This window comes from Mycobacterium shinjukuense, from assembly GCF_010730055.1.
In the GTDB taxonomy this organism is placed as follows: Bacteria; Actinomycetota; Actinomycetes; order Mycobacteriales; family Mycobacteriaceae; genus Mycobacterium; species Mycobacterium shinjukuense.
In genome coordinates this window covers 106,721-120,635 of sequence record NZ_AP022575.1, presented here as the reverse complement: position 1 = coordinate 120,635, position 13,915 = coordinate 106,721, and the positions used below count along the sequence as shown (strand labels likewise).

Below are 13,915 nucleotides of genomic sequence, written 5' to 3'. Positions count from 1 at the left end.
GGTATGGGCGCCGCCCGTTTGATCTGAGCGCTGGATCAGGTGGGACGTGGAACGGATGGGTTGCGACACGGTCACGGACGCATACCTATCCGCGGACCACTAATCACAAAAGTCCCATCGATCACTATCGTCACATCAGCCAACTGCGGACATCAACGCGACGTTCGCCCGGGGAGGGTGTGATATGTCGGCGATTCCTCGAATCGTCTCGGTATCGCTGGCGTGGACAGCCGCTATCGGATTTGTCAGTGCGATTGGGCTGGCGCCACCGGCGGGCGCCGTGCCGTGCAGCGGGGACGCTGCGAACGCTCCGCCACCACCGAACGCGATTGTGACCAACCCCGGCGGCACAACGCTCGGCCCGGTAGGACCGGGGCGGGTCCCGCTACCGACCACGCGCCGGCCGCGCGGCGCCAATGAGCGCGCACCGCTGCCGAAGCTGGGTTCGGTGATATCCGGCCTGCTTAACCCCGGTTCGCGTTATTCCGCGCCGCTGCAACAGCAATCGGCGGTGCCCCCGCGGCAGGCGACCGTGCCCCCGCGCCAGGCGACCGCGCCCCCGCGCCAGGCGACCGTGCCCCCAAATCAGGAAGGTGTGCTCCCGCCCAGCCCGCCGGGTGCGGGCAACCAACCGTCCCCGAATGCCACCGAGTTGGTTCCCAACGCCGCCCCGCCGCCGGCGCCGACGGCGGCCGCACCGGACCCCGGCGCCGCGCTCGGGGGGGCCACCACCTCGCTGGCCGAGTGGGTGACCGGACCCGACAGCCCCAACAAAACCCTCGAACGTTTCGGCATCTCCGGCACCGACCTCGGGATCCTTTGGGACAATGGAGATCCCGCCAACCATCAGGTGCTCATGGCCTTCGGAGACACCTTTGGCTATTGCGCCGTCAACGAACACCAATGGCGTTACAACACGCTGTTTCGCAGCCAAGACCGCGATCTGGCCGACGGAATCCACGTGACGCCGGGTGACGCCGCCAACAGGTACTCCGGCTCACCGGTGCGCCAACCGGGCTTCTCCAAACAGATCATCAACAGCATCAAGTGGGCGCCAAACGAAACGGGAATCATTCCGACCTCCGGCATCTCCGTCGGCAGAACCCAGTACGTCAACTTCATGTCCATCAGGGATTGGGGCCGAGATGGCGAATGGACGACCAACTATTCGGGCATCGCGGTGTCCAACGACAACGGCCAGAACTGGGGAGTCTACCCCGGCACCATCCGCGCGTCCGGCCCCGACAGCACCGGCAGGGCCAGATTCGTTCCGGGAAACGAGAATTTCCAGATGGGGGCGTTCGTCAAAGCGACCGACGGCTACCTCTACTCGTTCGGGACGCCGTCCGGACGCGGTGGCTCGGCGCATCTGACCCGAGTCCCCCAGCGCTTTGTGCCCGACCTCACCAAATACGAATACTGGAACGGCGACTCGAATTCCTGGGTTCCGAACAAGCCGGACGCGGCCACGCCGGTCATCCCGGGACCGGTGGCCGAGATGTCGGTCCAGTACAACACCTATCTGAAGCAGTATCTGGCGATGTACACCAACGGCGCGAACGACGTCGTGGCCAGGACCGCGCCCGCTCCGCAGGGGCCGTGGAGCCCAGAGACCCTGCTCGTGTCGTCCTGGCAGATGCCCGGCGGCATCTACGCGCCGATGATGCATCCCTGGTCGACCGGCAAAGATGTGTACTTCAACCTGTCGCTGTGGTCGGCCTACAACGTGATGTTGATGCACACCGTGCTGGGCTAGCGCACCGCTGCTGTCGGTAGCAAACAACGCAGAGTCCGGCTGGGTCAAGCCGGGTTGACGTAGCTCTTGGCGTCCGCCAGATTTACAGACCCTATGAAATCCGGCGATGTGTGGCAATTCCGGCCACGGCCGCCAGGATCGCCGCCTATCCTTTCCGCCACGAGTCTGTCGTGAACAGAAAGTGTTGGTGCGATGAACTTTTCAGTGTTGCCGCCGGAGATCAACTCGGCGCTGATATTCGCTGGGGCGGGGCCGGAACCGATGCTGAGGGCTGCGGCGGCCTGGGACGGGTTGGCCACGGAACTGGCCTCGGCAGCGGCCTCGTTTGGCTCGCTGACGGCGGGATTGGCGGGCCAATGGTGGCGGGGGCCATCATCGGTGGCAATGGCGGCAGCGGCGGCCCCCTACACGGATTGGCTGGTCACGGCCGCGGCCCTGGCCGAGCGGGCAGCCACCCAGGCCGGCGCCCTGGTGGCCGAATTCGAGGCGGTACAGGCGGCAATGGTGCGACCGGCGCTGGTCGCGGCCAACCGCGCCGACCTGGTGTCGCTGGTGATGTCAAACCTGTTTGGGCAAAACGCTCCGGCGATCGCGGCGATCGAGGCCGCCTACGAGGAGATGTGGGCCCTGGACGTCTCGGCCATGGCCGCCTACCACGCCGGGGCCTCCGCGGTGGCGTCGGCTCTGGCGCCGTTCGTCAGTCCCCTGCAGAACCTCAGCGGCCTGCCGGCTGGGGTGCTCGGTGCGCTCGGGAGCGGGGTGCGCACGGAGGCGGCCGCGGCCATCGCCGCGGCCCAGGCCACCACCCTCAATCTTGGGCTGGCCAATGTGGGCGGCGGCAATGTTGGCAACGCCAATAACGGCCTCGGAAACATTGGCAGCGGGAACCTCGGCAACTACAACTTCGGCTCCGGAAACCTCGGCAGCGCCAACGTCGGCTCAGCGAACCTTGGCAGCAACAACATCGGTATCGGGAATGCCGGCGGCAATAACCTGGGCTGGGCAAACGTGGGCAGCTTCAATACCGGGTTAGCCAATGCCGGCTTTGGCAATTTCGGCTTTGCAAATATTGGCAATAACAACATCGGGATCGGTCTTAGCGGCGACAATCAAATCGGCATCGGCGGACTGAACGCCGGCGTCGGTAATTTCGGCTTGTTCAACTCGGGCACCGGGAACGTCGGTTTCTTCAACACCGGCACCGGAAATTTTGGCATTGGAAATTCGGGTAATTTCAATACCGGCCTTTTTAACTCGGGGCAAGCCAACACCGGCTTCCTTTCCGCCGGCTCGTTCAACACCGGCATGCTGAACGTCGGAAACGCCAACACCGGCAGCTTTAATGTCGGCAGCTACAACATGGGCGATTTCAATCCGGGGTCATCTAATACCGGCGCCCTAAACATAGGCAGTGTTAACACGGGCTTCCTCAATACCGGTAATATCAACACCGGGGCTTTCAACATCGGCCACATGAATAATGGCCTATTCAACACGGGCGATATGAATAATGGCGTCTTCTACCGGGGCGTCGGACAGGGCAACCTGAGTTTCGCCATCACCACGCCCGATTTAACGCTACCGCCCCTGCAAATACCGGGGATATCTGTTCCCGCATTCAGTCTGCCCGCGATAACTTTGCCCCCGTTGTCGCTGCCGGCCGCCTCGACACCCGACAACGTCACGGTGGGCGCGTTCAGCCTGCCCGGGTTGACGCTGCCGCCGCTGAACATCCCCGCGGCCACCACGCCGGCCAACATCACCGTCGGCGCCTTCAACCTGCCCGGCATCACCCTGCCCGCACTCAACATCCCCGCGGCCACCACGCCGGCCAACATCACCGTCGGCGCCTTCAACCTGCCCGGCATCACCCTGCCCGCACTCAACATCCCCGCCGCCACCACACCGGCCAACATCACCGTCGGCGCCTTCAACCTGCCCGGCATCACCCTGCCCGCACTCAACATCCCCGCCGCCACCACACCGGCCAACATCACCGTCGGCGCCTTCAACCTGCCCGGCATCACCCTGCCCCACTGAACATCCCGCGGCCACCACACCGGCCCATCACCGTCGGCGCCTTCAACCTGCCCGGCATCACCCTGCCCCACTGAACATCCCCGCCGCCACCACCGGCCAACATCACCGTCGGCGCCTTCAACCTGCCCGGCATCACCCTGCCCGCACTCAACATCCCCGCCGCCACCACACCGGCCAACATCACCGTCGGCGCCTTCAACCTGCCCGGCATCACCCTGCCCCACTGAACATCCCCGCCGCCACCACACCGGCCAACATCACCGTCGCGCCTTCAACCTGCCCGGCATCACCCTGCCCCCACTGAACATCCCCGCCGCCACCACACCGGCCAACATCACCGTCGGCGCCTTCAACCTGCCCGGCATCACCCTGCCCCCACTGAACATCCCCGCCGCCACCCACCGGCCAACATCACCGTCGGCGCCTTCAACCTGCCCGGCATCACCCTGCCCCCACTGAACATCCCCGCCGCCACCACACCGGCCAACATCACCGTCGGCGCCTTCAACCTGCCCGGCATCACCCTGCCCGCACTCAACATCCCCGCCGCCACCACACCGGCCAACATCACCGTGAGCGGCTTCGCGCTGCCGCCGCTAACGATTCCTTCGGTGACTATTCCCGCCATGACGATACCCGCGGGTATCACGGTGGGCGCGTTTAGCTTGCCGCCGCTAGCCATCCCTTCGGTGACTATTCCGTCTATCGAAATCCCGCCTATTACGGTGGGTGCGTTTGATTTGCCTACATTGCAAATTCCTGCCGAGACTATTCCGTCACTGACGATACCCGCGGGCACTACCATCGGCGGATTTAGTCTGCCGCGATTGCATATTCCCTCGGTGGTCATTCCGCAGGCGTCAATACCCGCGGGTATCACTTTCGATGGCTTTAGCCTGCCCGCGATACATACTCAACCGATAGGTGTTCCGCAAATAAGCGTGGGCGGGTTCCAGTTACCCGCTATTGGCTGGAGTGACTTTATCAACACACCCCAGATAACGATCAATAATCTGTCAATACCTTTTTCTCTAAGCTTCACCACCAACATACCAGCGCTGCAGCCGATACCTAACGGAACGAGCACGATCAACGGTAGCCTCAACATCGGCGACCAGTTCGGCGAACTCCACCTGCCAGCACTGGCGATCCACCCATGGCAATTGACCGTCCCCATCGTCGTCAACCCATTCACTCTTCCCGCCTTCACCATTCCCGGGATCGACGTCCCGGCCATCCACGTCGACGGCTTCAGCCTTCCGCAGATCACGACCCCGACGATCACCACGCCGGCGTTCGACATCGACCCGATCGCGACCGAGGGGTTCGCCCTTCCCGAGATCACCATCCCGGCGATCACCACGCCGGCGTTCACCATCGATCCGATCGGCGTCGGCGGCTTCACCCTGCCGCAGATCACCACGCCCGAAATCGTCACCCCGCCGCTGACCATCGGTTCGATCGGTACCGGGGGGTTCACCCTGCCCCAAATCACCACGCCCGAGATCACCACGCCGCCGCTGACAATCAACTCGATAGGCGTCGGCGGGTTCACGCTGCCGCAGATCACCACCCCACCCATCAGCACCCCACCCTTCACCATCGACCCCATCGCCGTCGGCGGCTTCACCCTGCCGCAGATCACCACCCCACCCATCAGCACCCCACCCTTCACCATCGACCCCATCGCCGTCGGCGGCTTCACCCTGCCGCAGATCACCACCCCACCCATCAGCACCCCACCCTTCACCATCGACCCTATCGCCGTCGGCGGCTTCACCCTGCCGCAGATCACCACCCCACCCATCAGCACCCCACCCTTCACCATCGACCCCATCGCCGTCGGCGGCTTCACCCTGCCGCAGATCACCACCCCACCCATCACCACCCCACCCTTCACCATCGACCCATCGCCGTCGGCGGCTTCACCCTGCCGCAGATCACCACCCCACCCATCACCACCCCACCCTTCACCATCGACCCCATCGCCGTCGGCGGCTTCACCCTGCCCCAAATCACCACCCCACCCATCACCACCCCACCCTTCACCATCGACCCATCGCCGTCGGCGGCTTCACCCTGCCCCAAATCACCACCCCACCCATCACCACCCCACCCTTCACCATCGACCCCATCGCCGTCGGCGGCTTCACCCTGCCCCAAATCACCACCCCACCCATCAGCACCCCACCCTTCACCATCGACCCCATCGCCGTCGGCGGCTTCACCCTGCCGCAGATCACCACCCCACCCATCAGCACCCCACCCTTCACCATCGACCCCATCGCCGTCGGCGGCTTCACCCTGCCCCAAATCACCACCCCACCCATCAGCACCCCACCCTTCACCATCGACCCCATCGCCGTCGGCGGCTTCACCCTGCCGCAGATCACCACCCCACCCATCAGCACCCCACCCTTCACCATCGACCCCATCGCCGTCGGCGGCTTCACCCTGCCGCAGATCACCACCCCACCCATCAGCACCCCACCGCTCACCATTCCGCCAATCGGCGTGGCGGCATTCACCACACCCCCGCTCACCATCCCGAGCATCCACCTGCCCAGCACCACCATCGGCGGATTCGCTCTCCCCGGCGGCCCTGGCTATCTCAACTCAAGCTCCGCGCCATCGTCGGGCTTCTTCAACTCCGGCCCAGGCAGCAACTCAGGCTTCGGCAATAACGGTTCGGGGCTCTCGGGTTGGTTCAACACAAACCCGGCAGGGCTGATGGGCGGCTCGGGCTACCAGAACTTTGGTGGGCTATCCTCGGGCTTTTCCAATCTGGGCAGCGGTGTGTCCGGCTTCGCCAACACAGGCGCCCTGCCGTTTGCGGTGGCCAGTGTGGTGTCGGGCTTCGCAAACATCGGCAACAACCTGTCAGGGTTCTTCCGAGGCGGCGCGCCGTAACCCATCAGGTCGTGTCGGACGGCACACGCGGACCCGACGGCAGACGCACGGGTCCGCGGGCGCAGCATCCCCTGATCACCACAGCTTGGGGGAACGGTATAGCTTTGCCGGCTCGAAATCGGCTGTCCCCGTGGCAACTTCACGGATTAGGCCCAGGCCCCGGTGCAGTTCGTCAAGGCCGGCATCGCCGATGCGCTGACGAATCGCGCTGTCCACTTCGCCCGCCACGCGCAGCCGTGCGGTCACGAATTCGATTGCCTTCTCGGTGAGTTCCACGACCTTCTCGCGCTGATCGGTGGCCGACGTCGTGGCCCGCACGTAGCCGCGGTCCCGCAGTTCGGCGATGACCTTGCTGGCGGCCTGCCGACTGATGGCGAACAGTCGCCCCATCTCCGAAATCGTTATCGGCCCCGGTTGGGCGTAGAGCGCGAACACGTAGTTCATCGAGTAGCTGCGCTCCGGAAATCCGGCAGACTCCATTTCCATGTCCACCCGGCGGACATAGCTCCACCAGGCCATCCGCAGTGCCGTACCGAGATCTGTTTGCGGCGCCCGGAACTCCGATGTGACAACCATGGTTGACAGTGTAGCCCGGTGGCCCGCCGCTGGCTGGCCCGACGCGATTCGGATAACCTCACTTGGGTCTGCGGATCGAAAGTCGGTGAGTTGGCGCAGGACATCCAACCCTCGGTCAAGACAAGCTGGTATCTCCTCGGACCTGCCTTCGTCGCCGCGATCGCCTACGTCGACCCCGGAAACGTTGCGGCCAACGTCAGCGCCGGCACCCAGTTCGGTTACCTGCTGCTGTGGGTCATCGTCGCGGCCAACGTCATGGCCTGCCTGGTCCAGTACCTGTCAGCGAAACTCGGCCTGGTGACCGGACGCTCACTGCCGGAGGCCATCGGCGTCCGGATGGGACGCCCGGCCCGGCTGGCTTACTGGGCGCAGGCCGAAATCGTAGCGATGGCAACCGATGTGGCCGAAGTGATCGGCGGCGCGGTCGCGTTGCGGATCTTGTTCGGCTTGCCACTTCCGATCGGCGGAATCGTCACCGGGGTGATCTCGGTCCTCTTGCTGGCCGTCGGGGACCGTCGCGGCCAGCGCATGTTCGAGCGTGTCATCACCGGTTTGCTGATGGTGATCGCTGTCGGGTTCACCGCCAGCTTCTACGTCGCGACACCTCCCCCCGACGCGGTTATCACCGGTTTGATACCTCGGTTCAACGGAACCGAAAGCGTGCTTTTGGCCGCCGCGATCCTGGGCGCCACCGTCATGCCGCACGCGGTGTATCTGCATTCGGGTCTGGCGCGCGACCGGCACGGACATCCCGATCCGGGGCCGCGGCGGCGGAGGCTGTTGCGGGTCACCCGCTGGGACGTCGGCCTGGCGATGGTGATCGCCGGTGGGGTCAACGCCGCCATGCTGCTGGTTGCCGCGCTCAACCTGCAGGGTCGCGTGGCGGCCGCGTCGATCGACGGTGCCTACGTCGCCGTCCACGACACCCTAGGGCCGACGATCGCGGTGCTGTTCGCGATCGGATTGCTGACCTCGGGCTTGGCGTCGGCGTCGGTGGGCGCCTACGCCGGCGCCATGATCATGCAGGGGTTGCTGCACTGGTCGGTTCCGATGCTGGTGCGCCGCCTCATCACGTTGTGCCCCGCCGTGGCCGTCCTGGCGCTGGGCGCAGACCCTACCCGCACCCTAGTGCTCTCGCAGGTCGTGCTGTCGTTCGGCATCCCGTTCGCGGTGCTTCCTCTGGTCCGACTGACCAGCGACCCCGCAGTGATGGGCAGCGATATCAACCATCGCGCGACGACTCTTGTCGGCTGGGTGGTGGCCGTGATGATCAGTCTGCTCAACGCCGCGCTGATCGTTCTGACGGTGACCAGCTGATGCCCGCGCGACTGCCGTCGGCAGGCGGGATCGTTGCGAGGCTTACCGGGCTGCGAATCCGGTGAGCCCCTGCGTGGCGCGTCGCCCACCGACTACGGCAGGATGGGCGGGGTCGTCGTCCACCGAGGCTGCGGGGAGTGAGCTTGCGTCAACACCGGGTCGCAGCCGCGCACCGAGCTATCCGACGATGACGCGCTGAATGCCGGGCCCCCGCCATCCCTACTTCGCATACGGATCCAACCTGTGTGTCCGGCAGATGGCGGTGCGCTGTCCCGATGCCAACGATCCGCGGCCGGCCATGCTGCGCGACCACGCCTGGCTGATCAATCGGCGCGGCGTGGCCACCGTCAAACCGCTCGCCGGAGATCAGGTGCACGGCGTGCTCTGGCAGATCTCCGATCGGGATCTGGCCACCTTGGACAGCGCCGAAGGGGTGCCCGTGCGCTACCGGCGAGCCCGGCTGACCGTGCATACCGACGACGGGCCATCATCGGCCTGGGTTTACCTGGACCACCGGGTCACCCCGGGTCGGCCACGGCCGGGATATCTTCCGCGCATCATCGACGGCGCCGTGCACCACGGGCTGCCGCAGCGCTGGATCGACTTTCTGCGCCGCTGGGATCCGGCGCGTTGTCCTCGGCCGGTGTCATCGTGTTGGCCTGTGCCAAGTCACTCGCTTCCGCTCTGGCACGGGGCTTGGTGGCCGCGGCTCGCATCCGGTGAGTGCCCTTCGATCGAACGGAGGTTGTTGGTGGCCAGGGATTTTCGGTTCGGACTCAGCGTCCGCTTCATCAAATCTCGTGCGGCGCTGCAGAAGAAGGCAAAGCGAGCAGAAGATCTCGGGTTCGACGTCCTCTGTGTGCCCGACCACCTCGGCGCGGCGGCGCCGTTTCCGACGCTGACCGCCGTTGCCATGGTCACCACCAAAATCCGGCTCGCCATGTATGTACTCAATGCCGGCTTCTACCAGCCGGCGCTGTTGAGCCGAGACATCGAAGCGCTGGACCTGCTCAGCGACGGCCGCGTGGAGGTGGGCCTGGGAACCGGCTACGCCCGAGAAGAATTCGAGGCCGCCGAGCTGCCGTTTCCCAGTGCCGGCGCTCGCGTCGACCACCTGGAGCACGTGGCGGTTTATCTCACCGGCCGCCACCCCGCCGTTCCGCTGCTGATCGCGGGCAGCGGCGACCGGGTGATGACCCTGGCCGCCCGGCGCGCCGACATCGTCGGGCTGACCGGCGCTAAGGTGCGCGACGTCGAGGACCCGTTGGCCGAACGCGTCGAGTTCGTCCGCCATGCCGCCGGTGACCGGTTCGGCTCGCTCGAGCTAAACCTGGCGATCACCGCGGTGCCGGCCCCAGGCGAACGCATCCCCGACTTCTCGTTGACCCGCAGGTATGCTCCCACGGCGTCCGACGAGGAACTGCTGGCCATGCACTCCGTGCTCAGCGGATCGCCCCGCGAAATGGCCGACACGCTGTCCGGCTATCGCGAACGGTACGGGGTGACGTCCTTCACCGTGCAGGACAGCCACGTCGACAACTTCGCCAACGTGATCGCGCGGTTGCGCTGACCGATTCGGCATTGTGCTGTGATTCAGTGTTACACCGATTCGCATGGCAACGAAGAACATCACGTTGTCGATGCCGGAGGAACTCGTCCGGCGCGCGAAGGTCCTTGCAGCGCAGCGTGATACATCCGTGTCCGGGTTGGTCGCCCGGCTGCTGGAACAGCTGGTCGGCGACGGCCGCGACTACGACGACGTGGCGGCGCAGGAATGCCGCCTCATGCAACACGGCGTTGGCCTGCGCGTCGGCGAAATCACCTGGCCACGCGACCAGGTCCACGAACGCTGACCATGGAGTTCGTAGACACGAATGTGCTGCTGTACGCCTACGACACGACGGCAGGGCCGCGTCATGATCGTGCTGCCGACCTCGTGGGCCGACTCTGGAGCGAGCGACGTGGTGCGCTGAGCGTGCAGGTGCTGCAAGAGTTCTTCGTCAATGCCACCCACAAGGTCGCTGCTCCGCTCACGCCGGAAGCAGCGGTCGATCGACTGCGCAGCCTGTCCCGGTGGCGCGTCCATTCGCCACTGGCAGACGATGTCGTGGCGGCGGCCTCGTTGTCCAGCCGGCATCAGCTGTCGTTCTGGGATGCGATGATCGTGCGCAGCGCCGCCGAGCTGCACTGCGAGATCCTTTGGTCGGAGGGCCTCAACGATGGCCAGCTCATCGAAGGTGTTCGCGTGCGGAATCCGTTCGGATGATACGGGCCACGCGCGATCACCGGTATGGAGCGTCTACAACCGGACGAAGGTCCGCGCCAATCACTGACGGAGCGGGCATGCCCGGCCGGTCGACGAGCACCCGTACAACCGGAAACAGACCTGGTATCCGCTGTGCCTCATCGATCGTGATCAACCCGCTCAGGCCGGACAGGGCCAACATCGCGTCGGCCAGCCGCGCGGCGTGAACCGGATTCTCGGCGTCAATCGTGCATTCGGGGGTGGACCTGCTTACCAGCCGGCTCAGGGTGGTCTTCCCGACCTGACGAGGTCGGGTGAGCAACACGGCCGGCGCCCGGTCCAACGCGCGACGCAGCCGCGCGGCCGCGTCGTGACCATCGATCAACATCCGTCCGTGCGGCGATTGCGCCGCATCAGTGGTGTCGCGTCGTTGTCGGTGGCTGCTGGGATGCTTCATCGCGAGCGGAGCCGCAAGCAGGCGTAACCTGCTGGCAAAAGAGGATATGGAGGTGTCCGGTGGCAGGACTGGCCGAATTTCCGCGTGGCCTGGTGACGCTCGAAGAGTGGGACGCGCTCGAACTGGACGAGACGCGTCGCTGGGAACTTGTCGAGGGGGGCATCGTCATCACACCGCGGCCACGTCCGCTTCACCAAATCGTGTCGAAGAATCTCACCCGGCTGCTTGACGAATGGCGCCCTGCCTCGCTAGTCGTGCTGCAAGAGGTCGAGATCACCGTCGAGGCGCGCTTCCCGCCCACGGTGCGTGACCCCGACCTGGTTGTGGTGAACCGCGGCGTGGTGGAGCGCAATCCGGTGCGAGTGGACGCGTCGGATGTCGTTCTGGTCATCGAGATCGTGTCGCCTGGTTCGCGTCGAACCGACCGGGTAATGAAGCCCTACGAGTACGCGAAGGCCGGCATCGAGCACTACTGGATCGTCGATCTTGACGCCGACACGGACGAGCGATTCCTCGCCCACGTGCTCCGCGAAGGGACGTATCAGCGGGTTGGAGCTCTGGTCGGTGACCGGGTACGGACCGCTGAGCCGCTCGCGCTGGACTTCAGGCTCGACGAGCTCACCCTGCCGTGAGCGGCCGGCTCGACGAGCGCCATCCACGCTATCCACGCCGGCCATGCACGCCCAAGCGTCGCGGGGCCACAGCGATGCCCGCTACACTCACACCCGCCGACCCCGCGACGCCGCGACAAGCGCCGTGGCAGCGCCGAGAACGGCACCCAGACGCCCAGAACACCGATGAAATCGCTCCTTGCCGAGGTTGTGGTCAGGTATTCGACGACGTCCCCCGCCCTCGTAGCTCAGGGGATAGAGCACGGCTCTCCTAAAGCCGGTGTCGCAGGTTCGAATCCTGCCGGGGGCACTATCTGACCTGCGCAGATGCCAATCCGCGCAATATTTGCACAGCTAGCGACCCTTGGTCGCTAGGTTTTCGTGCTCCGGACGAAATGGAGCCACCATGCCCACCGTCAGGCGGCTGGCAACACAACCTCCGGCACGCCGCATCGGCGTCTGGGGCGACGACGGCGGCCCACTCACCAGCGCCCAAGCCCGCAAGATCGCAGCTGCGCTGCTCAATGCGGCCGAAACGAGCGGACGGTCTGCGATGAACATGCTCAATCGCGTCCGGACGCACGGGCCCGGGCAAAGCGGATCGGATTACGTCTGGTCCGGCGCGGCAACATCTTCACGCTGACCGACGACAACGAGGTCACGCTCGCGGTTGGCCCCCTGGCGGTCGTTGACCGCGTCCTGATCGACAGGATGCGGCCGAAACCGCCAGGCCCGCCGCCAAGCGCTCGGGCTCCCGACGCTTGGGAGCGTGACATCGATGACTACCTACTAACGCCGGCCGCCGGCGGGCAGCGGCCAGCCACCATCCGGCTCCGGAAGGGGATTTGCGCCTGGCCGCGCGCGGCCCGAATTGCCCGCCGAGCGAAGTCACCGCCGAAAACCTGGTGAACTGGTTTGGCAGACAACAACATTGGTCACCCGATGGCCGCCACAGCTACCGCAGCACGTTGCGCCGCTTTTTCCTGTGGATGTATGAGACCGAACGGACCCCGGGTGCATCACGGACGCGCTGCCGAAAGTCCGGATGCCCGAGGCCCCCCGGCCAGGGACCAGGCATGGCAAACCGCGCTGGCCAAGGCCCACCGGCGAACCGAGATCATGTTGAGGCTGGCCGGTGAAGCCGGATTCAGGCGCGCCGAGATCGCCCAGGTGCACCGACGCGACCTCATCGACGACCAAGTAGACCCCAACCCCGAATGGCGCCCCACTGGAAATCGCTGGGCCGCTTCCCCATTTGTGAGATTCGGGACCGCGTCAGACGGTAGCGAATTCCACGGTTTTTGCGTCGCGCGCACAAGCTGGATGGCCCACCGCGGCGGATACCGCGACGCCGTTCGGTTGACGCTCAAGGTAGTCGAAGAACATTCCCACGGTGGCATTAGCGCCCGGGCTATCAGAGCCCACCATTTTGTCATCAGGCGCAGGGATCGCGCAGCTTTCGCCGATCACCGAAGCGGTCCGAACACGTCCATCGCCCTTCACAAAGAGGTTTGCGAAGCCACCCACGGCACGCAACCTGCCGAGCAACACCGAGAACCGTTCATCCTCCATCGCTACAACTACCGGGAAGCCGCCGTCATCACTCGTGACGGGCAACTCCACGCCCGCCAGCGCGCCACATGCCAGGTTCTAATCGACTTCACGGCGGAACGCATCGAGTCGGTCATCGCTCATTTATGTGCTCACGCTCCTCATCCACGGATGATACGCAAACGTTCGTAAATCAGTGGCTGTGCCACCTGGTATGCATTCTGCACGTCGTCAACGACATCGAGCCGCACGATGGCGCGTGTCATTCCGTTATATGGGTGGTGGTGGCAGCTGCCGTGGCAACAGTCGACGTATTCGACCGTCTCCCAACCCTCGGAGGTAAGTACTTGCAGCTTAATAACAAAATCGATCAGTCGACCCTGTCGATACCAGATCAGGTTTTGCACCCGCAGAGTGTTGGAATCGTCCCCAGCGGTCTCCCACTGCCTCGC

At 65.1% G+C, this 13,915-nt stretch carries 9 protein-coding genes, 1 tRNA gene and 3 pseudogenes; 9 read left to right on the top strand and 4 right to left on the bottom strand.

From position 1 onward, the window contains the following. Nucleotides 1-23: 23 nt before the first annotated feature. Together G6N20_RS00495 and G6N20_RS20835 are read left to right on the top strand one after the other, a co-directional pair. A pseudogene (locus G6N20_RS00495) lies at nucleotides 24-1,756 on the top strand (DUF4185 domain-containing protein). Between the two features lie 192 nt (nucleotides 1,757-1,948). Continuing rightward, nucleotides 1,949-6,706 (top strand): annotated as a pseudogene (locus G6N20_RS20835) (PPE domain-containing protein). A gap of 75 nt (nucleotides 6,707-6,781) precedes the next feature. Here the strand turns inward: G6N20_RS20835 and G6N20_RS00470 are convergent. Beyond that, on the bottom strand, nucleotides 6,782-7,282 hold the full coding sequence (locus G6N20_RS00470; protein WP_083050245.1) for a MarR family winged helix-turn-helix transcriptional regulator: 501 nt from the start codon (nucleotides 7,280-7,282) through the stop codon (nucleotides 6,782-6,784). Nucleotides 7,283-7,315: 33 nt separating this feature from the next. Here G6N20_RS00470 and G6N20_RS00465 point away from each other — a divergent pair, with 33 nt between their 5' ends. The 5 genes and pseudogenes from G6N20_RS00465 to G6N20_RS00445 all read left to right on the top strand — a co-directional run bounded on the left by G6N20_RS00465 (nucleotide 7,316) and on the right by G6N20_RS00445 (nucleotide 10,865). Further along, nucleotides 7,316-8,599, top strand: coding sequence for an Nramp family divalent metal transporter (locus G6N20_RS00465; RefSeq protein ID WP_232065555.1), 1,284 nt, complete (start codon nucleotides 7,316-7,318; stop codon nucleotides 8,597-8,599). A 199-nt stretch (nucleotides 8,600-8,798) separates the two neighbouring features. Continuing rightward, a pseudogene (locus G6N20_RS00460) lies at nucleotides 8,799-9,245 on the top strand (gamma-glutamylcyclotransferase family protein); the annotation flags it as partial. Nucleotides 9,246-9,344: 99 nt separating this feature from the next. Then, nucleotides 9,345-10,169 carry a TIGR03621 family F420-dependent LLM class oxidoreductase gene (locus G6N20_RS00455; RefSeq protein ID WP_083050255.1) on the top strand — a complete coding sequence of 275 codons (825 nt, stop codon included), beginning with the start codon at nucleotides 9,345-9,347 and terminating at the stop codon, nucleotides 10,167-10,169. Nucleotides 10,170-10,212: 43 nt separating this feature from the next. Next, nucleotides 10,213-10,452: a DUF6364 family protein gene (locus G6N20_RS00450; protein ID WP_083050243.1), complete on the top strand. Its 240-nt coding sequence runs from the start codon at nucleotides 10,213-10,215 to the stop codon at nucleotides 10,450-10,452. Nucleotides 10,453-10,475: 23 nt separating this feature from the next. Then, a complete protein-coding gene (locus G6N20_RS00445; protein ID WP_232065396.1) occupies nucleotides 10,476-10,865 on the top strand; it encodes a PIN domain-containing protein in 390 nt (129 codons plus the stop codon). A gap of 16 nt (nucleotides 10,866-10,881) precedes the next feature. Here G6N20_RS00445 and G6N20_RS20830 read toward each other — a convergent pair whose 3' ends face one another. Continuing rightward, on the bottom strand, nucleotides 10,882-11,232 hold the full coding sequence (locus G6N20_RS20830; protein ID WP_232065395.1) for an AAA family ATPase: 351 nt from the start codon (nucleotides 11,230-11,232) through the stop codon (nucleotides 10,882-10,884). Between the two features lie 128 nt (nucleotides 11,233-11,360). On the opposite strand from G6N20_RS20830, the gene G6N20_RS00435 reads away from it, so the two are divergent. Then, nucleotides 11,361-11,933 carry a Uma2 family endonuclease gene (locus tag G6N20_RS00435; RefSeq protein ID WP_083050238.1) on the top strand — a complete coding sequence of 191 codons (573 nt, stop codon included), beginning with the start codon at nucleotides 11,361-11,363 and terminating at the stop codon, nucleotides 11,931-11,933. 216 nt (nucleotides 11,934-12,149) lie between these two features. Further along, nucleotides 12,150-12,222: transfer RNA gene (locus G6N20_RS00430), tRNA-Arg, on the top strand. Between the two features lie 965 nt (nucleotides 12,223-13,187). Here G6N20_RS00430 and G6N20_RS00425 read toward each other — a convergent pair. Continuing rightward, complete coding sequence (locus G6N20_RS00425) at nucleotides 13,188-13,535, bottom strand: hypothetical protein (RefSeq protein ID WP_158084778.1); 348 nt, start codon at nucleotides 13,533-13,535, stop codon at nucleotides 13,188-13,190. An 89-nt stretch (nucleotides 13,536-13,624) separates the two neighbouring features. Beyond that, complete coding sequence (locus tag G6N20_RS00420; protein ID WP_158084777.1) at nucleotides 13,625-13,870, bottom strand: hypothetical protein; 246 nt, start codon at nucleotides 13,868-13,870, stop codon at nucleotides 13,625-13,627. Nucleotides 13,871-13,915: the final 45 nt, after the last annotated feature.